The sequence below is a fragment of the Kosakonia sacchari SP1 genome, assembly GCF_000300455.3.
GTDB lineage: Bacteria > Pseudomonadota > Gammaproteobacteria > Enterobacterales > Enterobacteriaceae > Kosakonia > Kosakonia sacchari.
On sequence record NZ_CP007215.2, the window covers coordinates 543,649 to 566,187 of the forward strand.

The following is a 22,539-nucleotide window of genomic DNA, read 5'->3' on the forward strand; positions in this document are numbered from 1 at the left end:
CCGTCTTCGGTACCAAATCCCAGCATTATTTGCAAATTTGCACTCAAGCGAGTAGAATTTGCCACGTTTCAGGCGCGGGGTGGAGCAGCCTGGTAGCTCGTCGGGCTCATAACCCGAAGGTCGTCGGTTCAAATCCGGCCCCCGCAACCACTTTCCCTAAGTGTTCTTTTTCAAATATACTATGAAGACTTAACGCCTTCGCAGCTGGATTTGAAAAAAATACTCATGGAAGGTTCTCCAGGCCGCAGTTGCGGCTATAGGGTTCAGTTATTTAAAGCCCCGATTTATCGGGGTTTTTTGTTATCTGAGTACGAAATAACTGGGCTATACGCCCTTTTTTTATGTCTTGGGGTGGACTTGTCCACATTAGAGCAAAAATTAACAGAGATGATTACGGCGCCGGTTGAAGCACTGGGCTATGAACTGGTCGGCATCGAGTTTGTGCGCGGGCGCACATCTACACTGCGCATCTATATTGATAGTGAAGATGGCATCAATGTTGATGATTGCGCTGATGTCAGCCACCAGGTCAGTGCGGTACTGGATGTTGAAGATCCGATTACCGTTGCTTACAACCTGGAGGTTTCCTCACCAGGTCTTGAGCGTCCTTTGTTTACGGCTGAGCACTATGCGCGCTTTAAGGGCGACGAAGTCTCGCTGGTTCTGCGTATGGCGGTTCAAAACCGTCGTAAATGGCAGGGCATCATTAAAGATGTCGATGGCGAGATGATCACCGTTACGGTCGAAGGTAAAGATGAAGTGTTCGCATTGAGCAATATTCAAAAAGCGAACCTGGTCCCCCACTTTTAACAGTCTGGATTTGAGGTGAAAGGCCCCCGATGAACAAAGAAATTTTGGCTGTTGTTGAAGCTGTTTCTAACGAAAAGTCGCTTCCGCGTGAAAAAATCTTTGAAGCGCTGGAAAGTGCTCTGGCTACAGCAACCAAGAAAAAATATGAACAAGAGATCGATGTTCGCGTAAGCATTGATCGTAAAAGCGGTGATTTCGATACGTTCCGTCGCTGGCTGATTGTGGAAGAAGTGACGCAGCCGACACGTGAAATCACCCTTGAAGCAGCGCGTTACGAAGATGAGAGCCTGAACCTCGACGACTATGTTGAAGATCAGATTGAATCCGTCACGTTTGACCGCATCACCACCCAGACCGCAAAACAGGTCATTGTACAGAAAGTACGTGAAGCTGAGCGCGCAATGGTGGTCGATCAGTTCCGCGAGCACGAAGGCGAAATCATTACCGGCGTGGTGAAGAAAGTGAACCGCGACAACATCACGCTGGATCTCGGCAACAACGCTGAAGCCGTTATCCTGCGCGAAGATATGCTGCCGCGTGAAAACTTCCGTCCGGGCGACCGCATCCGCGGTGTGCTGTACGCTGTGCGCCCTGAAGCGCGCGGTGCGCAGCTGTTCGTGACTCGTTCCAAACCGGAAATGCTGGTTGAACTGTTCCGCATTGAAGTGCCGGAAATCGGTGAAGAAGTTATCGAGATTAAAGCCGCAGCCCGCGATCCGGGTTCTCGCGCCAAAATCGCCGTGAAGACGAACGACAAGCGTATCGATCCGGTCGGCGCTTGCGTGGGTATGCGCGGTGCGCGTGTGCAAGCTGTTTCGACGGAACTTGGCGGTGAGCGTATTGATATCGTGCTGTGGGACGATAACCCGGCGCAGTTCGTTATCAACGCAATGGCACCGGCTGACGTTGCTTCTATCGTGGTGGATGAAGATAAACACACCATGGATATCGCCGTTGAGGCGGGTAACCTGGCGCAGGCTATCGGCCGTAATGGTCAGAACGTGCGCCTCGCGTCTCAGCTGAGCGGCTGGGAACTCAACGTTATGACCGTTGAGGATCTGCAGTCCAAGCATCAGGCTGAGGCTCATGCAGCGATTGATACCTTCACCCGTTACCTGGACATTGACGAAGATTTCGCCACCGTTCTGGTCGAAGAAGGTTTCTCTACGCTGGAAGAACTGGCCTATGTGCCAATCAAAGAGCTGCTGGAAATCGATGGTCTGGATGAAGATACCGTCGAAGCCCTGCGTGATCGTGCGAAAAACGCGCTGACCACTCTGGCACTGGCGCAGGAAGAAAGCCTCGGTAATAAAGAACCGGCTGAAGACCTGCTTAACCTGGAAGGTCTGGATCGCGCACTGGCTTTCAAACTGGCTGCTCGTGGTGTTTGTACGCTGGAAGACCTCGCTGAACAAGGTGTGGATGACCTGAGCGATATCGAAGGGTTAACCGATGAGAAAGCAGGTGAGCTCATCATGGCCGCACGTAATATTTGCTGGTTTGGCGACGAAGCGTAATAAACTGTAGCAGGAAGGAACAGCATGACAGATGTAACCGTAAAAACGCTGGCCGCTGAGATTCAAACCTCTGTGGACCGCCTGGTACAGCAATTTGCTGATGCAGGGATCCGCAAGTCCGCTGAAGACTCAGTGACGGCACAAGAAAAGCAGACGCTGTTAGCGCATTTGAACCGTGAACATGGTTCTACGCCTGACAAGCTGACTCTGCAGCGCAAGACGCGCAGTACATTAAGTATTCAGGGCACCGGTGGGAAAAGTAAATCGGTGCAGATCGAAGTCCGTAAAAAACGCACCTTTGTAAAACGCGATCCACAAGAGGCTGAACGTCTCGCTGCGGAAGAAGAGGCGATGCGTGAAGCGGAAGAGAAGGCCCGTCGTGAAGCAGAGGAAGCCGCTGAGCGCGAAGCCGAGGACAAAGCCAAACGTGATGCCGAAGCTCGTGCGAAACGTGAAGCTGATGAAAAGGCTAAACGCGAAAATGCTGAAAATGCAAAACGCGAAGCTGCGGAAAATAGCAAAGTGAGCAACCAACAATCTGACGAAATGACCAGGACAGCTCAGGCGGAAAAAGCCCGCCGTGAATCCGAAGCGCAAGAACTCAAGCGAAAAGCGGAAGAAGAGGCTCGTCGTAAACTGGAAGAAAATGCGCGTCGCGTAGCGGAAGAAGCTCGTCGTATGGCTGAACAAAATGAAGCGAACTGGACGGCTCCGGCAAGCGAAGAAGAAGAGACTACTGGTGATTACCATGTAACCACTTCCCAGCATGCCCGCCAGGCGGAAGATGATAACGACCGTGAAGTGGAAGGTGGTCGTGGTCGCAGCCGTACAGCGAAAGCTGCTCGTCCGAAGAAAGGCAACAAACACGCTGAAAGCAAAGCTGACCGCGAAGAAGCGCGTGCTGCGGTTCGTGGTGGTAAAGGCGGCCGTCAGCGTAAAGGTTCTGCTCTGCAGCAGGGCTTCCAGAAGCCAGCGCAAGCGGTTAACCGTGACGTCGTGATTGGCGAAACGCTGACCGTTGGCGAACTGGCTAACAAGATGGCGGTTAAAGGCTCTCAGGTCATCAAAGCGATGATGAAGCTGGGCGCGATGGCAACCATCAACCAGGTTATTGACCAGGAAACTGCGCAACTGGTTGCTGAAGAGATGGGCCATAAAGTTATCCTGCGTCGTGAAAACGAGCTGGAAGAAGCGGTAATGAGCGACCGTGACACAGGTGCTGCGGCAGAACCGCGCGCACCGGTTGTGACCATTATGGGTCACGTTGACCACGGTAAAACCTCTCTGCTGGACTACATTCGTTCAACGAAAGTGGCCTCTGGCGAAGCGGGCGGCATTACTCAGCACATTGGTGCTTATCACGTTGAAACTGACAACGGCATGATCACCTTCCTGGATACCCCAGGCCACGCCGCGTTTACCGCAATGCGTGCCCGTGGTGCTCAGGCAACGGATATCGTGGTTCTGGTTGTTGCTGCCGATGACGGCGTGATGCCGCAAACTATCGAAGCTATCCAGCATGCGAAAGCGGCGCAGGTGCCGGTAGTTGTTGCCGTGAACAAAATCGATAAGCCAGAAGCCGATCCGGATCGCGTTAAAAACGAACTCTCTCAGTACGGCATCATTCCGGAAGAGTGGGGCGGCGAAAGCCAGTTCGTTCACGTTTCCGCGAAAGCCGGTACCGGTATCGACGAACTGCTGGATGCGATCCTGCTACAAGCCGAAGTTCTGGAACTGAAAGCCGTACGTAAAGGTATGGCGAGCGGCGTGGTTATCGAATCCTTCCTGGATAAAGGTCGTGGTCCGGTGGCATCCGTGCTGGTGCGTGAAGGTACGCTGCATAAAGGCGATATCGTTCTGTGTGGCTTCGAATATGGCCGCGTGCGTGCGATGCGTGACGAACTGGGTCGCGAAGTAACAGAAGCCGGTCCGTCCATTCCGGTGGAAATCCTCGGTCTGTCCGGTGTTCCGGCTGCGGGTGATGAAGCGACGGTTGTGCGTGATGAGAAGAAAGCGCGTGAAGTGGCACTGTACCGTCAGGGCAAATTCCGCGAAGTTAAACTGGCGCGTCAGCAGAAATCCAAACTGGAAAACATGTTTGCCAACATGACCGAAGGCGAAGTTCACGAAGTGAATATCGTTCTGAAGGCCGACGTTCAGGGCTCTGTCGAAGCTATCTCCGATTCTCTGCTGAAACTGTCTACCGACGAAGTGAAAGTGAAAATCGTGGGTTCCGGCGTAGGTGGTATCACCGAAACCGACGCGACGCTGGCTGCTGCATCCAACGCGATTCTGGTTGGCTTCAACGTTCGTGCTGACGCATCTGCGCGTCGCGTGATCGAAGCGGAAGGTCTGGATCTGCGTTACTACTCCGTGATCTATAACCTGATCGACGAAGTGAAAGCGGCGATGAGCGGTATGCTCTCTCCGGAACTGAAACAGCAGATCATCGGTCTGGCGGAAGTTCGCGATGTGTTCAAATCGCCGAAATTCGGTGCGATCGCCGGCTGTATGGTTACCGAAGGTGTGGTTAAACGTCACAACCCGATCCGCGTTCTGCGCGACAACGTGGTTATCTATGAAGGCGAGCTGGAATCCCTGCGTCGCTTCAAAGATGATGTCAACGAAGTTCGTAACGGCATGGAATGTGGTATCGGCGTTAAGAACTACAATGATGTACGTACCGGCGATATGATCGAAGTGTTCGAGATCATTGAGATCCAACGTACTATTGAGTAATTCGCTTCGCTTTTCGGCTGCTAGTCAGCCGAATCGACAGTGGATGAACATTGCTGGCCGGGTAAGCGAAGCGCCTCCCGGCAAGAAATATTAAAAGGGGCTACGGCCCCTTTTTAGTCTGGAGAATTATTATGGCGAAAGAATTTGGTCGCCCGCAGCGCGTGGCTCAGGAACTGCAAAAAGAGATTGCGATTATCCTGCAGCGCGAAATTAAAGATCCGCGTTTGGGTATGATGACCACTGTTTCTGGTGTCGAAGTGTCCCGCGATCTGGCTTATGCCAAAGTGTTTGTTACCTTCCTTAACGATAAAGACGAAGCATCCGTGAAAGCGGGTATCAAAGCGTTGCAGGATGCCTCTGGCTTTATTCGTTCCCTGTTGGGTAAAGCGATGCGTTTGCGTATCGTGCCGGAACTGACGTTCTTCTACGACAACTCGTTGGTGGAAGGGATGCGCATGTCCAATCTGGTGACCAGTGTGGTGAAACACGATGACGAACGTCGTGTGAACCCGGACGACAGCAAGGAGGACTGATGAGTCGTCCTCGTCGTCGCGGTCGCGACGTGCATGGCGTTCTGCTGCTCGATAAACAGCAGGGCGCTTCCAGCAATGATGTGCTGCAAAAAGTAAAGCGTCTTTATAACGCCAATCGCGCCGGGCACACCGGAGCGCTTGATCCGCTGGCCACCGGCATGCTGCCGATTTGCCTGGGAGAAGCGACAAAGTTTTCCCAATATCTGCTGGATTCAGACAAACGTTATCGGGTGATTGCCCGCCTTGGACAGCGTACCGATACGTCCGATGCTGATGGGCAAATCGTTGAAGAGCGTCCGTTGACTTTCAGTGCCGAACAACTGGCCGCTGCGCTGGACAGTTTTCGCGGCGATACGCAGCAAGTCCCGTCGATGTATTCTGCCCTGAAATACCAGGGAAAGAAGCTCTACGAGTATGCACGCCAGGGCATTGAGGTTCCGCGTGAAGCGCGCCCAATTACGGTTTACGAGCTGTTATTTATCCGCCATGAAGGCGATGAACTTGAGCTGGAAATTCACTGCTCGAAGGGGACTTACATCCGCACCATTATTGATGATTTGGGTGAGAAACTGGACTGTGGCGCACATGTTATCTATCTGCGTCGCCTGGCGGTGAGTAAGTACCCGGTAGAACGTATGGTGACGCTCGACCAGTTGCGTGAACGTGTTGAGCAGGCCGAACAGCAGGGTATCCCGGCAGCACAACTGCTGGATCCGTTACTGATGCCAATGGACAGCCCGGCGTCAGATTTCCCGGCGGTTAACATTCCGTCAGTCGTCGCGGCATATTTCAAAAATGGTCAGCCGGTCCGGGCATCCGATGCGCCAAAAGCGGGGCTGGTGCGTGTCACAGAAGGTGATGATGCGAAGTTCATTGGTATGGGCGAAATGGACGACGAAGGCCGTGTTGCGCCGCGTCGTCTGGTGGTCGAGTATCCTGCACAATGACGGGCTTACCTTGCGGGAAACCGTGACTACGAGTAGAATATTGCCGCTTAACGCCGGGCTATGTATTTAACATCACCCGGCGTTAATCCTGAGGCCGCTGAATTAGAGATCGGCGCCTTTTCATTTTTTTTACACTGGAGTTTAAAATGTCTCTAAGCGTTGAAGCTAAAGCAAAAATCGTTTCCGAGTTTGGTCGTGGTTCTAACGACAGCGGTTCTACCGAAGTTCAGGTCGCACTGCTGACTGCTCAGATCAACCACCTGCAGGGTCACTTTGCAGAGCACAAAAAAGATCACCACAGCCGTCGTGGTCTGCTGCGTATGGTTTCTCAGCGTCGTAAACTGCTCGACTATCTGAAACGTAAAGACGTTGCACGCTACACCGCGCTGATCGAGCGTCTGGGTCTGCGTCGCTAAGTCTGGCGAGTTTCAAGAAGGGGCCTACAAGGCCCCTTTTTTCAACCAGGCGGCAGCAATTGGCAGTAAACTAATGTATTGTTGCCAGGTATGATCTTCACTGCAGAGGTTCGCGCGGCTAATGAGAGGCTTTATCCGCAATGGGCGGGTTAGGGTTGTCATTAGTCGCGAGGATGCATGAAGATTCGGTTAAATTGTCGGCACGCCAAAGGTGTGCTGACTTTCATTAAGAAAGGACAGAACTTTGCTGAATCCGATCGTTCGTAAATTCCAGTATGGTCAACATACCGTCACGCTGGAAACCGGCATGATGGCGCGTCAGGCGACTGCTGCCGTTATGGTAAGCATGGATGACACCGCAGTATTCGTGACTGTAGTTGGCCAGAAAAAAGCAAAACCAGGTCAGGATTTCTTCCCGCTGACCGTAAACTATCAAGAACGTACTTACGCTGCAGGTAAAATCCCTGGCGGTTTCTTCCGTCGTGAAGGCCGTCCGAGCGAAGGCGAAACGTTGATCGCGCGTCTGATTGATCGCCCGGTTCGCCCGCTGTTCCCTGAAGGTTTCGTGAACGAAGTGCAGGTTATCGCGACCGTGGTTTCCGTTAACCCGCAGGTTAACCCGGACATCGTGGCCATGATCGGTGCTTCCGCTGCGCTTTCACTGTCTGGTATTCCGTTCAATGGCCCGATTGGCGCCGCGCGTGTTGGTTATATCAATGACCAGTACGTTCTGAACCCGACTCAGGAAGAGCTGAAAGCAAGTAAGCTGGACCTGGTCGTTGCCGGTACTGAAGCCGCCGTTCTGATGGTGGAATCCGAAGCGGAACTGCTGAGCGAAGATCAAATGCTGGGCGCTGTGGTATTTGGCCACGACCAGCAGCAGATTGTTATCCAGAACATCAACGATCTGGTAAAAGAAGCAGGCAAACCGCGTTGGGACTGGCAGCCGGAAGCGGTGAACGAAGCGCTGAACGCGCGCGTTGCTGCGCTGGCAGAATCACGTTTGAGCGATGCGTACCGCATCACTGACAAACAAGAGCGTTATGCTCAGGTTGACGTGATCAAATCCGAAACCATCGCAACGCTGGTGGCAGAAGATGAAACCCTGGATGCCAATGAGCTGGGCGAAATCCTGCACGCTATCGAGAAAAACGTTGTTCGTAGTCGCGTACTGGCGGGCGAACCTCGTATCGATGGCCGCGAAAAAGATATGATCCGTGGTCTGGACGTTCGTACCGGTGTGCTGCCGCGTACCCACGGTTCCGCACTGTTTACTCGTGGCGAAACTCAGGCGCTGGTTACCGCCACGCTGGGTACCGCACGTGACGCGCAGATCATCGACGAGCTGATGGGCGAGCGTACTGACTCTTTCCTGTTCCATTACAACTTCCCTCCGTACTCCGTAGGGGAAACCGGGATGGTTGGTTCGCCGAAACGTCGTGAAATTGGTCACGGCCGTCTGGCTAAACGCGGCGTGCTGGCAGTAATGCCGGATGCTGATAAATTCCCGTACACCGTACGTGTGGTTTCTGAAATCACCGAATCTAACGGTTCTTCTTCTATGGCTTCCGTTTGCGGTGCATCTCTGGCGCTGATGGACGCAGGCGTACCGGTGAAAGCCGCTGTTGCGGGTATCGCAATGGGTCTGGTGAAAGAAGGCGACAACTTTGTTGTTCTGTCTGACATCCTGGGCGACGAAGACCACCTGGGCGATATGGACTTCAAAGTTGCGGGCTCCCGCGACGGTATCTCTGCGCTGCAGATGGATATCAAAATTGAAGGTATCACCAAAGAGATCATGCAGGTTGCGCTGAACCAGGCAAAAGGTGCTCGTCTACATATTCTGGGTGTAATGGAGCAGGCGATTAACGCGCCGCGTGGTGATATCTCTGAATTTGCACCGCGTATCCATACCATCAAAATTAATCCAGATAAGATCAAAGACGTGATCGGTAAAGGCGGCTCCGTCATTCGTGCGCTGACCGAAGAAACCGGCACCACCATCGAAATCGAAGATGATGGCACCGTGAAAATCGCAGCAACTGACGGCGACAAAGCGAAACATGCTATTCGCCGCATTGAAGAGATCACGGCTGAGATCGAAGTGGGCCGTGTTTATAGCGGTAAAGTGACCCGCATCGTTGACTTTGGCGCGTTTGTTGCCATCGGCGGCGGTAAAGAAGGTCTGGTACATATTTCTCAGATCGCTGACAAACGCGTTGAGAAAGTGACCGATTATCTGCAGATGGGCCAGGAAGTGCCGGTTAAAGTTCTGGAAGTTGACCGTCAGGGCCGTATTCGTCTGAGCATTAAAGAAGCGACTGAGCAGACTCAGCCTGCTGAAGCGTCGGAAGCGCCGCAAGCAGAGCAGGGCGAGTAAGGTTGCCTTTGCCCTCCGCGAAAGCGGAGGGCTTATTAGCAGGCAGGACGCCATGTTTGCAGCCGGGGACAGGACGTTCATCCAATTGTTGTCTTCGGGAGTGGGAAATGAAGCCTTTTTTGCGCTGGTGTTTCGTTGCGACAGCTTTAACGCTGGCAGGATGCAGCAACTCTGCCTGGCGTAAGAGCGAAGTCCTCGCGGTGCCATTGCAACCGACTTTGCAGCAAGAAGTGATTCTGGCACGCATGGAACAAATTCTTGCCAGTCGGGCTTTAACCGATGACGAACGCGCACAGCTTTTATATGAGCGCGGAGTGTTGTATGATAGCCTCGGTTTGAGAGCCTTAGCGCGAAATGATTTCTCGCAAGCGCTGGCAATACGACCCGATATGCCTGAAGTATTCAATTACTTAGGCATTTATTTAACGCAGGCAGGCAATTTTGATGCTGCCTATGAAGCGTTTGATTCTGTACTTGAGCTTGATCCAACTTACAACTACGCGCACTTGAATCGCGGGATCGCACTGCATTACGGTGGTCGCGACAAGTTAGCGCAAGATGATCTGCTGGCGTTTTATCAAGACGATCCTAATGATCCTTTCCGGAGTCTGTGGCTTTACATCGTTGAGCGGAAGCTTGATGAGAAGCAGGCTAAAGAAGCACTTAAACAGCGCTTCGAAAAATCGGATAAGGAACAGTGGGGATGGAACATTGTCGAGTTCTACCTCGGCGACATTAGCGAAGCAACGCTAATGGATCGCCTGAAGGCAGACGCAACGGATAACACCTCGCTCGCTGAGCATCTCAGTGAAACCAACTTCTATTTAGGTAAGTACTACCTAAGTCTGGGGGATAAGGACAGCGCTTCGGCACTGTTCAAACTAGCGGTTGCTAACAACGTCCATAATTTTGTTGAGCACCGTTACGCATTGTTGGAATTAGCGCTCTTGGGCCAGGAGCATGACGACCTGGCAGAATCGGACCAGCAATAGCTGACGAACATATCAGCCCATAATCTTTTTTTGATTGCCATCACCTTCGCGGGTGAGGGCTTCATTGTTCGTTAATTAACCTACTTTGAGCCGGTTCACACTTTTCAATGAAAATTGCTAATTTTTTTCACGATGAGTTATGTAGACTGGCCGCCAATGACATAGAGGCACTTGTACTACATGGCTGAATTCGAAACCACTTTTGCAGATCTGGGCCTGAAGGCTCCCATCCTTGAAGCTCTTAACGATCTCGGTTACGAAAAACCATCTCCGATCCAGGCTGAGTGCATTCCGCACCTGCTTAACGGTCGTGACGTGCTGGGCATGGCCCAGACTGGTAGCGGTAAAACCGCAGCGTTTTCTCTGCCGCTGCTGAACAACATCGATCCGGACCTGCGTGCGCCGCAGATCCTTGTGCTCGCTCCGACCCGCGAACTGGCGGTTCAGGTTGCTGAAGCAATGACCGATTTCTCTAAACATATGCGCGGCGTAAGCGTGGTAGCCCTGTACGGTGGCCAGCGTTATGACGTGCAATTACGCGCTCTGCGCCAGGGGCCACAGATTGTCGTCGGTACACCGGGCCGTCTGCTGGATCACCTGAAACGCGGCACGCTGGATCTCTCTAAACTGAGCGGTCTGGTGCTGGATGAAGCCGACGAAATGCTGCGCATGGGCTTTATCGAAGACGTAGAAACCATCATGGCGCAGATCCCGGAAGGTCATCAGACCGCGCTGTTCTCTGCAACCATGCCGGAAGCAATCCGTCGCATTACTCGCCGCTTTATGAAAGAGCCGCAGGAAGTGCGCATTCAATCCAGCGTGACGACTCGTCCGGATATCAGCCAGAGCTACTGGACTGCATACGGCATGCGTAAAAACGAAGCACTGGTTCGCTTCCTGGAAGCAGAAGATTTTGATGCGGCGATCATCTTCGTTCGTACCAAAAACGCAACGCTGGAAGTGGCTGAAGCGCTGGAGCGCAGTGGCTATAACAGCGCCGCGCTGAACGGTGATATGAACCAGGCACTACGTGAGCAGACACTGGAGCGTCTGAAAGACGGTCGTCTGGATATCCTGATCGCAACTGATGTTGCGGCACGTGGTCTGGACGTTGAGCGTATCAGCCTGGTTGTTAACTACGACATCCCGATGGATTCCGAATCCTACGTTCACCGTATCGGTCGTACCGGTCGTGCGGGTCGTGCGGGTCGTGCGCTGCTGTTCGTTGAGAACCGCGAGCGTCGTCTGCTGCGCAACATCGAACGTACGATGAAACTGACCATTCCGGAAGTGGAACTGCCGAACGCAGAGCTGCTGGGTAAACGCCGTCTGGAAAAATTCGCCGCGAAAGTTCAGCAGCAGCTGGAAAGCAGCGATCTGGATCAGTACCGTGCGCTGCTGGCAAAAATCCAGCCTTCTGCTGAAGAAGAGATGGATATTGAAACGCTGGCCGCTGCACTGCTGAAAATGGCACAAGGCGAACGTCCGCTGATCCTGCCGCCGGATGCACCGATGCGCCCGCGTCGCGAATTCCGTGAACGTGATGATCGCTTCGAACGCCGTGGCGATCGTAACGATCGTGGCCCGCGTGGCGAACGTTCTGAACGTGGTGGTGAAGATCGTCCGCGTCGTGAACGTCGTGATGTTGGCGAAATGGAACTGTATCGTATTGAAGTGGGCCGCGATGATGGTGTTGAAGTACGCCATATCGTTGGTGCTATCGCCAATGAAGGTGATATCAGCAGCCGTTACATTGGTAACATCAAGCTGTTCGGTACTCACTCTACCATTGAGCTGCCGAAAGGCATGCCGGGCGAAGTTCTGCAGCACTTCACTCGCACGCGTATTCTGAACAAGCCGATGAATATGCAACTGCTGGGCGATGCACAGCCGCGTGAGCGTAGCGAACGTCGCGGTGGCGGTGAGCGTCGTGGCGGTTTCGGTGGTGAACGCCGTGAAGGTGGTCGTGGTGAAGGTCGTCGTTTCAGCGGCGAGCGTCAGGAAGGTCGTAGTTTCGGTGGCGAACGCCGCGCACCGCGCCGCGATCGTGACGACAGCGCTCCGCGTCGCCGTAACGACGCATAAACAGCGTTACAGTCTGTAAAGAAATAGATACAGCCCCGATCGAAAAGATTGGGGCTTTTTTTATCCGCAATGTACTCCTGTACTGGTACAATGCAGCAGCCTGAACTACTGGCATTGCTTATCACAGGAGAATCATTTAGATGTCGACACTGACAACCACACAAGCTTCCCCTTCGCTGTTCGGCGGGGTGGTGATTATTGGCGGCACGATCATTGGAGCAGGCATGTTTTCATTGCCGGTGGTGATGTCTGGCGCGTGGTTTTTCTGGTCATTGCTGGCGCTCGTTTTTACCTGGTTTTGCATGCTGCACTCCGGGCTGATGATCCTTGAAGCCAACCTGAATTACCGTAGCGGCGCGAGCTTCGATACCATCACCAAAGATCTGCTGGGGAAAGGCTGGAATCTGGTTAACGGTATTTCGATTGCTTTCGTGCTCTATATCCTGACCTACGCCTACATTTCGGCGAGCGGCTCTGTTTTGCACCACACTTTTGCTGAAATGTCGCTGAATGTCCCACCGCGTCTGGCCGGGCTTGCTTTTGCGCTGCTGGTGGCGTTTATCGTCTGGCTCTCGACGCATGCTGTCAGCCGAATGACGGCAATTGTGCTGGGTGCAAAGGTTATCACCTTCTTTCTTACATTTGGCAGCCTGTTGGGGCATGTTGAGCCAGCGACCTTATTTAACGTCGCTCAGAGCGATGCTTCGTATACGCCTTATCTGTTGATGACGCTGCCATTCTGCCTGGCCTCGTTTGGCTACCACGGCAATGTACCGAGCCTGATGAAATACTACGGCAAAGATCCACGCACCATCATTCGTTGCCTGGTCTACGGCACGCTGTTGGCGCTGGGGCTGTATGTTATTTGGTTACTGGTCACGATGGGCAACATCGCACGCCCTGCATTCATTGAGATCGCAGCAAAAGGCGGGAATATCGATGTGCTGGTGCAGGCGCTGAGCGGCGTGCTGAATAGCCGCAGCCTGGATCTGTTGCTGGTTGTCTTCTCAAACTTTGCCGTCGCCAGTTCCTTCCTCGGCGTGACGCTGGGGCTGTTTGACTACCTGGCAGACTTATTCAAGTTTGATGATTCCCCGCTGGGGCGTTTTAAAACCGCACTGCTGACCTTTTTGCCGCCGATTGTTGGTGGCTTACTGTGGCCGAACGGCTTTTTGTATGCGATTGGTTATGCGGGTTTAGCGGCAACGGTATGGGCGGCGATTGTTCCCGCGCTGCTGGCGAATGCGTCGCGTAAGCGCTTTGGCAGCCCGGCATTTCGCGTGTGGGGTGGCAAGCCAATGATCGCGTTGATCCTGCTGTTTGGCATAGGAAACGCCGTCGTGCATCTGCTTTCCAGCTTTAATCTGCTACCTGTCTATCAGTAACCATTTTCTCTCCTCTCCCTTCTGGGAGAGGAGGATCTCCGCGTTAACCGAGCAGTTCTTCTTTTACCTGCATCGCCAGCTCAAACGAGTAAAGCCGTGCCTGGTGATCAAAAATCTGTCCGTTGACCATAATTTCGTCGGCATTCGTTTCCCGCAGAATTGACTCCAGCCCGTGGCGCACTTTCGCTTTATCACCCACCAGCGACATACTCAGCGCCTGCTGCACGCCGTATTGTTCAGACGGAGACCAGAACTGATCCATATTTGGGATCGGCGGTGGTAACTGCGCACTTTCGCCACGGCGCAATTTTACAAACGCCTGCTGCATCGACGTAAACAGGAATTCCGCATCGCGGTTGCTGTCGGCAGCGACAATGTTGATGCACACCATGGCGTACGGTTTTTCCAGCCGCGCTGAAGGCTTAAAGTTGGCGCGATAAAGATGCAACGCCTGAAACAACATATCCGGCGCGAAGTGCGAAGCAAAGGCAAACGGCAAACCCAGTTGTGCGGCCAGTTGCGCGCTATACAGGCTTGAGCCCAGCAGCCAGACGGGGATTTTTTCACCGTAGCCTGGCACCGGTCGCACATGCGGATTTGGATCGCGGGCATCAAACCAGTCCACCAGTTCGGCGACATCACGCGGGAAATTATCGATATCACCGCTCATATGGCGGCGCAGCGCCATCATGGTGCGCTGATCGCTACCTGGCGCGCGGCCAAGCCCAAGATCGATGCGTCCGGGATAGAGCGTATTCAATGTGCCGAACTGCTCGGCAATCACCAGCGGCGAGTGGTTTGGCAGCATCACTCCGCCGGAACCCAAATGCAGGGTTTGCGTATTCGCCGCCAGATAGCCAATCAATACGGAAGTCGCCGCGCTGGCGATACCGGTCATGTTGTGGTGTTCTGCCAGCCAGTAGCGATGATAACCGCGCTGTTCGGCCAGTTTCGCCAGATCCAACGAATGGGTGAACGCCTCGCGGGCGGTGGAATTTTGCGGGATCGGCGCGAGATCGAGCACCGAAAAAGGGATCGTTTTATCAGACATACACACTCACTTTGCTACAGCATTGTCATCAGATTGAAGGTCTTCTTCCAGCCTGGCGCAATGTGCCGCGCCCGGCCAGAAAAGCTGCAACTTTCATACTGCATTAACTTGTGACAATTCTTGTTAACAAAGTGAGCTTTTTACTGTTGAAGAACCAGCCCCGGCAGCTTGCGCCAGTAACCGTTGCAATCGCTATTAGACGCCAGCGGCAGCGGCGCATTACCCGTTTCATTCGCCTGAAACGCGTCGAGCATGGCAAACGTCTCGTTACCCATCGGCGACAGGCGCACCATATCCACAAGTCCCTTCATAGACGTCAGCTCATTACCCAGGTTGTAAACATAGCCGCTCATCGTCTGGATGCCGTTCAGCACAAAGACTTGCTGGTTCTCTTGCGAAAGAATGCTGCGCCCGTTCGGGTATTTAATGCAGCAGGTTTCGCACTCATCTTTGGGCCTGTCTTCGGAGCGGGCAGTAAAGCAGCGCGCGGAGTAAGCCAGCGGCAGATGACCGTAGCTCAGCACTTCCACTTCAAACTGCTGGCGGATACCCAGGGAATCACATTGATCGAGTAAGTTTTTCAGCCAGTCGCGCGAAAGCTCAACCGGCATGCACCAGCGCACCATTCCTTGCTTGAGCAGTATTCGCAGCGTCACCGCGTTGTAGCAGTTGAGCGCATGTCCGGCGACAAACGGCAGCTTGCGCTCGGCGCACATATTCACCACGCCCAGATCGCTGGCTTCCAGGAGAAACTCGCCATTATCAACGTAACGTTTTAGTTCATTTAATTCGGAAGAGGCCTGCACCAGCGCCAGCGTGGAAAGTACAACTTGTTTGCCGCTGTCCGCCAACGCTTTTGCCATATCCAGCCAGTCGCCCACTTTGGTCGCGCGGCGCTTGCTGCAGACGGCTTCGCCAAGGTAAATCACATCGGCGCGGCTGGTGGCTGCCTGGCGGTAAAAATCTTCCAGCGTCTCTTTTGGCCAGTAATAAAGCACCGGCCCTAATGAATATTTCATGGTTTTCCTACTGCCATTTGCGGTGATACGCGCCGAGGGTGGTTTGGGTGCCTTCCGACATCGAACCCAGCGTTTCCATCCAGGCCGATTGCGGCACAAAATCTTGCGGCGAGGCTATACAACGGTCGATTGCCTGACGCCATACTTTTGCCACTTGGCTGACATAGGCCGGGCTGCGCTGGCGCCCCTCGATTTTTACCGAGGCAATATTGGCGGCCAGCAGCTCTGGCAGCAGCTCCAGCGTGTTAAGGCTGGTGGGTTCTTCCAGTGCGTGATAGCGCTCGCCATCCACCAGATAGCGACCTTTGCATAAGGTCGGATATCCGGCGTTTTCGCCATCCTGATAACGGTCAATCAGCACTTCGTTGAGGCGGGATTCCAGCCCCTGCGGCGTTTGCTGCCAGCGCACAAAACGCGCTGGAGAACAGGCACCTACGGTATTGGGCGATTCGCCAGTCAGGTAAGAGGAGAGGTAGCAGCGGCCTTCCGCCATAATGCACAGGCTGCCGAAAGCGAACACTTCCAGCGGCACCGGCGTGACGCGCGCCAGCTGTTTGACCTGGTGAATTGATAACACGCGCGGCAGCACTACACGCGCCACGTCAAAGTGGCGATGGTAAAAACGAATCGCCTCTTCGTTGGTCGCAGAAGCCTGAACGGAGACGTGGCGCTCAATATGCGGATAGCGCTCCGCTGCATATTCCAGCATCGCTAAATCCGCCAGGATCAGCGCATCAGCGCCAATCTGCGCCGCCATATCAACGGCACGCTCCCAGCGCTGATACCCATCAGGATGCGCAAACGTATTAATGGCGATATGCAGCTTGCGGCGATGTTGATGAACAAAGCTGACCGCTTCCTGCAGCTTCTTCTCGGTAAAATTAAGACCGGCGAAATGGCGGGCGTTGGTATCATCTTTCAGGCCGATATACACAGCGTCGGCACCGTTTTCGATGGCCGCCTTCAGCGCCGGAAGGTTTCCGGCAGGGCAGAGCAACTCCATAGTGTATCCTGCATTCAGGGCGCTATGGCCCGGATGTACCCCGTGGGGTCGCTAAGTTGTTAATGAACTGGGATTTTAGTTAACCTGTCAGCGACAATTTTTGATTTGAGGCAGTTAAATGCGTATTGATGGCGCCAATAATCCCCGGCTGTTTATTCGTAATTGTTGATTTGTGCCGCTATGCCATTTGGCGATTGTGGCAAAATAACAGTCATTATCATTTCAGGGAGTAAAGCTCGTGTTGGATAAATTGCGCTCACGTCTTGTTCAGGTTGGCCCGTCGTTATTGAGCGTGCCGGTTAAGCTGACGCCTTTCGCCATCAAGCGTCAGGTGCTGGAGCAGGTGCTGCGTTGGCAATTCCAACAGGCGCTGGTGGACGGAGAACTTGAGTTTCTTGAAGGCCGCTGGTTAAGTATCCAGGTTCGGGATATTGGCCTGACGTGGTATACCTCTGTTGCAGATGGGCAGATGATTGTGCGTGAATCTGCCGATGCGGATGTCAGCTTCAGCGCGGACGCCAGCGATTTGCTGATGATTGCTGCGCGTAAGCAGGATCCCGATACGTTGTTTTTCCAGCGCCGTCTGGTGATTGAAGGCGATACGGAACTTGGGCTGTACGTGAAAAACCTGATGGACGCCATTGAGCTGGAGCAGATGCCAAAACCCCTGCGGGTGATGCTGCTGCAGCTGGCGGAATTTGTTGAGGCTGGCCTGCAAGCGCCACCTGCAACGACACAACCCTCTGTAGGTGAGCCATGCTGATTAGAGTTGAAATTCCCATTGATGCTCCTGGTATCGACGCGCTGCTGCGCCGTAGTTTTGACGGCGAAGCGGAAGCGACGCTGGTGCACGATCTGCGCGAAGACGGGCTGATCACGCTGGGATTTGTTGCGACCGATGACGAAGGCCAGGTCATTGGCTACGTGGCGTTTAGCCCGGTTTCGGTCGCCGGTGAAGAGCTGCAATGGGTCGGGCTTGCGCCGCTGGCCGTTGATGAGCAGTATCGCGGGCAGGGTATTGCGCGTCAGTTAGTATATGAAGGGCTGGATTCACTCAACGAGTTTGGCTATGCGGCGGTGGTCACTTTAGGTGATCCTGCGTTTTATAGTCGTCTCGGGTTTGAGAAGGCGGCGCAGTATGATTTGCACTGCCGTTGGCCAGAAAGCCACGAGGCGTTTTTAGTCCATCGCCTGGCGGATGACGCGTTCAATGGCGTCAGTGGCCGGGTTGAATACAGCGATCATTTCAATCGTTTTTAACGGTCACAGATAACAAGCTTTCCCGCAGCGCCTCGAATGAGCCATCCCCGGCGACGAGGCGCTCTTTCTGGCGTTTGGTTAACTGCTTAATGCGGTACTCCAGCCGTAGCGCCAGAGATCTTTCCCCCACCTCGGCCGAAAAAGCCAACGCCAGCGCGCCTTTTCCCCGCAACGCTTTTGCGCCTTTGCCGGATTGATGCTGGGTAAAACGCCGTGCGACATCGGTGGTAATGCCGGTGTATAGCATGTTGTCAGCGGTGCGAATAAGATAAAGAAACCAGGGCGTCATGACGATGTTCAGTATGTTAATGTGAAAGAAAAATAACATGGGGAAGGGAAAAAATGGAGACGCTTGCAGCCATTAATCGCTGGCTGGCGAAACAGCATGTTGTCACCTGGTGCGTGGCGAATCGGGGAGAGTTATGGTGCGCGAACGCGTTCTATTTTTATGATCCGCAAGCGGTCGCGTTTTATATTCTGAGTGAAGATCAAACCCGCCATGCACAGATGACGGGTCTGAAAGCGCAGGTGGCGGGCACGGTAAACGGCCAGCCAAAAACCGTGGCGCTGATTCGCGGCGTGCAGTTCACCGGCGAGATCCGCCGCCTCGACGGCGAGGAGAGTGCGACGTTGCGTGCGAAGTACAATCGTCGCTTTCCGGTCGCCCGCATGTTATCTGCCCCGATGTGGGAGATTCGCCTTCATGAACTTAAGTTCACCGATAACACGCTGGGCTTTGGTAAAAAACTGCACTGGATCCGCGACTCAGGCACCCAGTAAACGCAGCGCTTCGCGGTTAAACGCGGGCAAATCATCGGGAGTACGGCTGGTAACCAGCTGATCTTTATCGACCACCACTTCCTGGTCGTAGAACTCACCCCCGGCGTTTTTCACATCCACCACAATCGGTTTCACCGCCGTGAGCTTACGACCGCGTATCGCATCGGCGCTGATCAGCAATTGTGGACCGTGGCAAATGGCGAAGACCGGTTTCCCGGCGCTGATGAAATCGCGCGTGAAGGTGACAAAACGATCGTCGCCGCGCAGAGAGTCAGGCGAATGTCCCCCCGGCAGCAGCAGCGCGTCAAAGTCTGCCGGGCGCACTTCATCAATGGCTTTATCAATCACCACTTCCGCTTCGCCCTTTTTGCCATGAATGGTTTTACCGGCCTGTTTCTCAATGGTGATAACCTCATGACCGGCCTTGCGAAATTCATGCGCCGGAGAGGTGAATTCTGAATCTTCAAACTCGTCGGTGATCAAGACAGCGATTTTCTTGCTCATACTTCCTCCGTTGTTTTGGCTTCAGAAAGGGAGTTATGCATACTGATAACTCACCAGAACATTAAGCCTGGTTCAGCAGGCTGACATTGCAACACAGATTCATCTGCAAAGGGGGAAACGATGCAACGTGTGTTAATCACCGGTGCCACTGGTCTGGTTGGCGGGCATCTGTTGCGGTTGCTGAACAGCGATCCGCGCATTGATTCCATTATTGCCCCCACGCGTCGCCCATTGTCCGGTGTCTCAGGCGTCGAAAACCCACACGATCCGCAACTGAGTGACGCGCTGGCACTGGTGACGGAACCTGTCGATACGGTTTTTTGTTGCCTCGGCACCACCCGGCGTGAGGCGGGGAGCAAAGAGGCGTTTGTGCTCGCCGATTACACGCTGGTGGTGGACACGGCGCTTACCGGTTTGCGCCTTGGTGCCACGCAAATGCTGGTGGTCAGTTCAATGGGGGCAAACGCGCGCTCACCGTTTTTCTACAATCACGTGAAAGGTGAGATGGAAAACGCGTTGATGGCACAACAGTGGCCGTCGCTGACCATCGTCCGCCCGTCAATGCTGCTGGGGGATCGGGAGAAAAAACGGGTCAATGAATCGTTGCTGGCACCGCTTTTTCGTCTGTTGCCGGGCAACTGGAAGTCGATTTCCGCCCACGATGTCGCCCGCGCAATGCTGGCGCTGGCATTTTTGCCTTCAAACCAGCCCACGCGTGTGGTGAAATCCGCGCAGCTACGGGCGATCGCAGCGGATAGCTCATTGGCAAAATAGTTATCACGGCGTACTATTCTCGGGCTTATAAATATATCCCCGGGGAATGTTATGACTGGTCAGTCTTCACCTCAAGCGGCAACACCTGTTCAATGGTGGAAACCCGCTCTGTTCTTTCTTGTTGTTATCGTTGGTCTTTGGTACGTGAAATGGCAGCCTTATTATGGCAAAGCATTCACCGCTGCCGAGACGCACAGCATCGGTAAATCCATTCTTTCCCAGGCCGACTCCAGCCCGTTTCAGGCGGCGCTTGATTATGCCATGGTCTATTTTCTCGCAGTCTGGAAAGCAGCCGTACTCGGCGTGCTGCTCGGCTCGCTGATTCAGGTGCTTATCCCGCGCGACTGGTTGCTGCGCACGCTGGGGCAAAAGCGTTTTAGCGGCACCTTATTTGGTACGTTATTTTCTCTGCCTGGCATGATGTGTTCTTGCTGTGCGGCCCCGGTGGCGGCAGGCATGCGGCGTCAGCGCGTTTCTATGGGCGGTGCGCTGGCGTTCTGGATGGGCAACCCGCTGCTGAATCCGGCGACGCTGGTGTTTATGGGGTTTGTGCTTGGCTGGCATTTTGCGGCAATCCGCCTGGTTGCCGGTCTGGTCACCGTGCTCGGCGTGGCAACGCTGGTACAGATGCTGGTGAAGGATAGCCCGCAACAGTCAGAGCCGGTGGAAATCACCTTACCCGAGCCACAGGGCAGCTTTATGGCGCGCTGGGGCAAGGCGTTATGGCAACTGTTCTGGAGCACCATCCCGGTCTATATCCTCGCGGTGCTGGTTCTCGGCGCGGCGCGCGTCTGGCTGTTCCCGCATGCGGATGGCGCGGTGGATAACACATTGCTGTGGGTGATTGCGATGGCGATTGTCGGTTGCCTGTTTGTTATCCCAACGGCGGCAGAAATTCCCATTGTGCAAACCATGATGCTGGCGGGGATGGGCATGGCGCCTGCACTGGCGCTGCTGATTACGCTACCGGCGGTTAGCCTGCCATCGCTCGTTATGCTGCGTAAATCTTTCCCGGCGAAAGCCCTGTGGCTGACCGGCGGCCTCGTGGCGTTGTGCGGGGTGATTACGGGTATTATTGCGCTGCTGTAAGCCAACTAATACGCGAAAAAAAGCCCGGTTTTGACCGGGCTTTTTCATGACTGCGGGTTTATTTAAGCAGGGTAAAGGCGGTTGTCACGTGTTTCACCCCGCTTACGCGGCTGGCGATATCTGCGGCGGCCCGGCCTTCACGCTCGGTGACCAGCCCCATCAGGAACACTTCACCATTTTCAGTCGTCACTTTCACGTTGGACGATTTCACCTGGTCGCTGCTCAGCAACTGCGAGCGCACTTTGGTGGTGATCCAGGTATCGGAAGAGGCCGTACCCAGACCAATCGGCTGACCCTGACGGATCTCGTTAAAGACTTCGGTTGTCCCTTCCACACCAACGGCAATCTGTTTTGCCCGCGAAGAGAGATCGGTATTCGGCGCCTGGCCTGTCAGCAGCACTTTCCCCTGGTAGGCGGTGACGTTAACACGCGCTTCTTTCTTAATTTGTTCGTCTTTCGACAGCGCGCTATTCACGCGTAGTTCCAGCGTGCTGTCATCCACCTGGGTGCCAACGGTCCGCGGATCCGTCGCGGCTTTTGTGCCCACGGCTGCGGAACCTACCACCACTGCGCCAACACAACCCTGTAACAGCAGCGCGGAAATAAGGACTGCGAGGGGCGTAAATGCCTTCATGTGTACTCCTTAATCATCCTGGTGAGGAAAAAGCGTGTTATCAATCAGATCGCATAAGCAATTTACCGTCAGCATATGCATTTCCTGGATGCGCGCGCTGCGGTGGGAAGGAATACGAATTTCGACATCCTGCGGCCCCAGCAGACCCGCCAGCTCGCCACCGTCGTAGCCCGTCAACGCAATGATCGACATATCGCGCGTTACCGCCGCTTCGACGGCTTTAACGATATCGCGACTGTTACCCCGCGTTGAGATGGCCAACAAAATATCGCCGGTATGGCCGAGCGCCCGAACCTGCTTGGCATAAATTTCATCATGCAGACGGTCATTTGCTATCGCGGTTAAGACCACATTATCGGTATTAAGTGCAATGGCAGGTAAACTAGGACGTTCTGTTTCAAAACGGTTGATCATACTGGCAGCAAAATGCTGTGCGTTGGCGGCAGATGTCCCGTTGCCACAACAGAGGATTTTGTTACCATTCAGCAGGGAGTGAACCATCGTCATGGCTGCTCGGGAAATGGCATCAGGTAGCGCTTCCGCCGCCGCAATTTGGGTTTGAATGCTTTCCGTAAAGCAGACTTTAATTCGTTCGAGCACGGTAATCCCTATCATTGAGCA

The 22,539-nt window shown here is 54.0% G+C and carries 23 protein-coding genes and 1 tRNA gene; 17 read left to right on the forward strand and 7 right to left on the reverse strand.

What is annotated here, in order from left to right; genetic code table 11:
- The first annotated feature begins 73 nt into the window (after positions 1-73).
- The 12 genes from C813_RS25630 to mtr all read left to right on the forward strand — a co-directional run bounded on the left by C813_RS25630 (position 74) and on the right by mtr (position 13,804).
- Positions 74-150, forward strand: a tRNA-Met gene (locus C813_RS25630).
- A gap of 207 nt (positions 151-357) precedes the next feature.
- On the forward strand, positions 358-810 hold the full coding sequence (gene rimP, locus C813_RS25635) for a ribosome maturation factor RimP (RefSeq protein ID WP_017457352.1): 453 nt from the start codon (positions 358-360) through the stop codon (positions 808-810).
- A 29-nt stretch (positions 811-839) separates the two neighbouring features.
- Positions 840-2,327, forward strand: coding sequence for a transcription termination factor NusA (gene nusA / locus C813_RS25640; protein ID WP_017457353.1), 1,488 nt, complete (start codon positions 840-842; stop codon positions 2,325-2,327).
- 24 nt (positions 2,328-2,351) lie between these two features.
- Positions 2,352-5,066: a translation initiation factor IF-2 gene (gene infB, locus C813_RS25645; protein WP_017457354.1), complete on the forward strand. Its 2,715-nt coding sequence runs from the start codon at positions 2,352-2,354 to the stop codon at positions 5,064-5,066.
- 131 nt (positions 5,067-5,197) lie between these two features.
- A complete protein-coding gene (gene rbfA, locus C813_RS25650; RefSeq protein WP_017457355.1) occupies positions 5,198-5,599 on the forward strand; it encodes a 30S ribosome-binding factor RbfA in 402 nt (133 codons plus the stop codon).
- Positions 5,599-6,546, forward strand: coding sequence for a tRNA pseudouridine(55) synthase TruB (gene truB / locus C813_RS25655; RefSeq protein WP_017457356.1), 948 nt, complete (start codon positions 5,599-5,601; stop codon positions 6,544-6,546). Before rbfA ends, truB begins: the two co-directional genes overlap by 1 nt.
- A gap of 146 nt (positions 6,547-6,692) precedes the next feature.
- Positions 6,693-6,962 (forward strand): 30S ribosomal protein S15, encoded by a 270-nt coding sequence (gene rpsO / locus C813_RS25660; protein WP_017457357.1) that lies wholly within the window; start codon positions 6,693-6,695, stop codon positions 6,960-6,962.
- Positions 6,963-7,206: 244 nt separating this feature from the next.
- On the forward strand, positions 7,207-9,342 hold the full coding sequence (pnp, locus tag C813_RS25665) for a polyribonucleotide nucleotidyltransferase (RefSeq protein ID WP_017457358.1): 2,136 nt from the start codon (positions 7,207-7,209) through the stop codon (positions 9,340-9,342).
- A gap of 107 nt (positions 9,343-9,449) precedes the next feature.
- Positions 9,450-10,334: a lipoprotein NlpI gene (gene nlpI / locus C813_RS25670; protein WP_017457359.1), complete on the forward strand. Its 885-nt coding sequence runs from the start codon at positions 9,450-9,452 to the stop codon at positions 10,332-10,334.
- A gap of 107 nt (positions 10,335-10,441) precedes the next feature.
- On the forward strand, positions 10,442-10,522 hold the full coding sequence (gene yrbN / locus C813_RS47680) for a protein YrbN (protein WP_097400725.1): 81 nt from the start codon (positions 10,442-10,444) through the stop codon (positions 10,520-10,522).
- Positions 10,515-12,419: a DEAD/DEAH family ATP-dependent RNA helicase gene (locus C813_RS25675; protein ID WP_017457360.1), complete on the forward strand. Its 1,905-nt coding sequence runs from the start codon at positions 10,515-10,517 to the stop codon at positions 12,417-12,419. Before yrbN ends, C813_RS25675 begins: the two co-directional genes overlap by 8 nt.
- Positions 12,420-12,559: 140 nt before the next feature.
- Positions 12,560-13,804, forward strand: a complete 1,245-nt coding sequence (gene mtr, locus C813_RS25680; RefSeq protein WP_017457361.1) for a tryptophan permease — start codon at positions 12,560-12,562, stop codon at positions 13,802-13,804.
- A gap of 43 nt (positions 13,805-13,847) precedes the next feature.
- Here the strand turns inward: mtr and C813_RS25685 are convergent, their stop codons facing one another.
- The 3 genes from C813_RS25685 to ubiU form a co-directional block, all read right to left on the reverse strand.
- Positions 13,848-14,855, reverse strand: coding sequence for a luciferase-like monooxygenase (locus C813_RS25685; protein WP_017457362.1), 1,008 nt, complete (start codon positions 14,853-14,855; stop codon positions 13,848-13,850).
- A 140-nt stretch (positions 14,856-14,995) separates the two neighbouring features.
- Positions 14,996-15,874 carry a U32 family peptidase gene (locus tag C813_RS25690; RefSeq protein ID WP_017457363.1) on the reverse strand — a complete coding sequence of 293 codons (879 nt, stop codon included), beginning with the start codon at positions 15,872-15,874 and terminating at the stop codon, positions 14,996-14,998.
- Positions 15,875-15,881: 7 nt separating this feature from the next.
- Positions 15,882-16,877, reverse strand: a complete 996-nt coding sequence (gene ubiU, locus C813_RS25695) for a ubiquinone anaerobic biosynthesis protein UbiU (RefSeq protein ID WP_017457364.1) — start codon at positions 16,875-16,877, stop codon at positions 15,882-15,884.
- A gap of 238 nt (positions 16,878-17,115) precedes the next feature.
- Between ubiU and ubiT the strand changes: the two genes are divergently transcribed.
- Together ubiT and C813_RS25705 are read left to right on the forward strand one after the other, a co-directional pair.
- Positions 17,116-17,640, forward strand: coding sequence for a ubiquinone anaerobic biosynthesis accessory factor UbiT (ubiT, locus tag C813_RS25700; RefSeq protein ID WP_017457365.1), 525 nt, complete (start codon positions 17,116-17,118; stop codon positions 17,638-17,640).
- Positions 17,634-18,137 carry a GNAT family N-acetyltransferase gene (locus tag C813_RS25705; RefSeq protein WP_017457366.1) on the forward strand — a complete coding sequence of 168 codons (504 nt, stop codon included), beginning with the start codon at positions 17,634-17,636 and terminating at the stop codon, positions 18,135-18,137. Before ubiT ends, C813_RS25705 begins: the two co-directional genes overlap by 7 nt.
- Here the strand turns inward: C813_RS25705 and C813_RS25710 are convergent.
- The gene (locus C813_RS25710; RefSeq protein ID WP_017457367.1) at positions 18,124-18,465 is read right to left on the reverse strand and encodes a GIY-YIG nuclease family protein; all 342 of its coding nucleotides are present in this window, start codon (positions 18,463-18,465) and stop codon (positions 18,124-18,126) included. The genes C813_RS25705 and C813_RS25710 overlap by 14 nt on opposite strands.
- A 14-nt stretch (positions 18,466-18,479) precedes the next feature.
- Here C813_RS25710 and C813_RS25715 point away from each other — a divergent pair, with 14 nt between their 5' ends.
- Complete coding sequence (locus C813_RS25715) at positions 18,480-18,917, forward strand: YhbP family protein (RefSeq protein WP_017457368.1); 438 nt, start codon at positions 18,480-18,482, stop codon at positions 18,915-18,917.
- On the opposite strand, the gene C813_RS25720 is transcribed toward C813_RS25715, so the two are convergent.
- A complete protein-coding gene (locus C813_RS25720) occupies positions 18,903-19,421 on the reverse strand; it encodes a type 1 glutamine amidotransferase domain-containing protein (RefSeq protein ID WP_017457369.1) in 519 nt (172 codons plus the stop codon). The genes C813_RS25715 and C813_RS25720 overlap by 15 nt on opposite strands.
- 120 nt (positions 19,422-19,541) lie before the next feature.
- On the opposite strand from C813_RS25720, the gene C813_RS25725 reads away from it, so the two are divergent.
- Both C813_RS25725 and C813_RS25730 read left to right on the forward strand, forming a co-directional pair.
- A complete protein-coding gene (locus tag C813_RS25725; protein ID WP_017457370.1) occupies positions 19,542-20,195 on the forward strand; it encodes an NAD(P)H-binding protein in 654 nt (217 codons plus the stop codon).
- 51 nt (positions 20,196-20,246) lie between these two features.
- A complete protein-coding gene (locus tag C813_RS25730) occupies positions 20,247-21,284 on the forward strand; it encodes a permease (protein WP_017457371.1) in 1,038 nt (345 codons plus the stop codon).
- Positions 21,285-21,342: 58 nt separating this feature from the next.
- Here C813_RS25730 and dolP read toward each other — a convergent pair whose 3' ends face one another.
- A complete protein-coding gene (gene dolP / locus C813_RS25735; RefSeq protein WP_017457372.1) occupies positions 21,343-21,918 on the reverse strand; it encodes a division/outer membrane stress-associated lipid-binding lipoprotein in 576 nt (191 codons plus the stop codon).
- Between the two features lie 9 nt (positions 21,919-21,927).
- On the reverse strand, positions 21,928-22,518 hold the full coding sequence (diaA, locus tag C813_RS25740; protein ID WP_040016590.1) for a DnaA initiator-associating protein DiaA: 591 nt from the start codon (positions 22,516-22,518) through the stop codon (positions 21,928-21,930).
- Positions 22,519-22,539 lie beyond the last annotated feature (21 nt).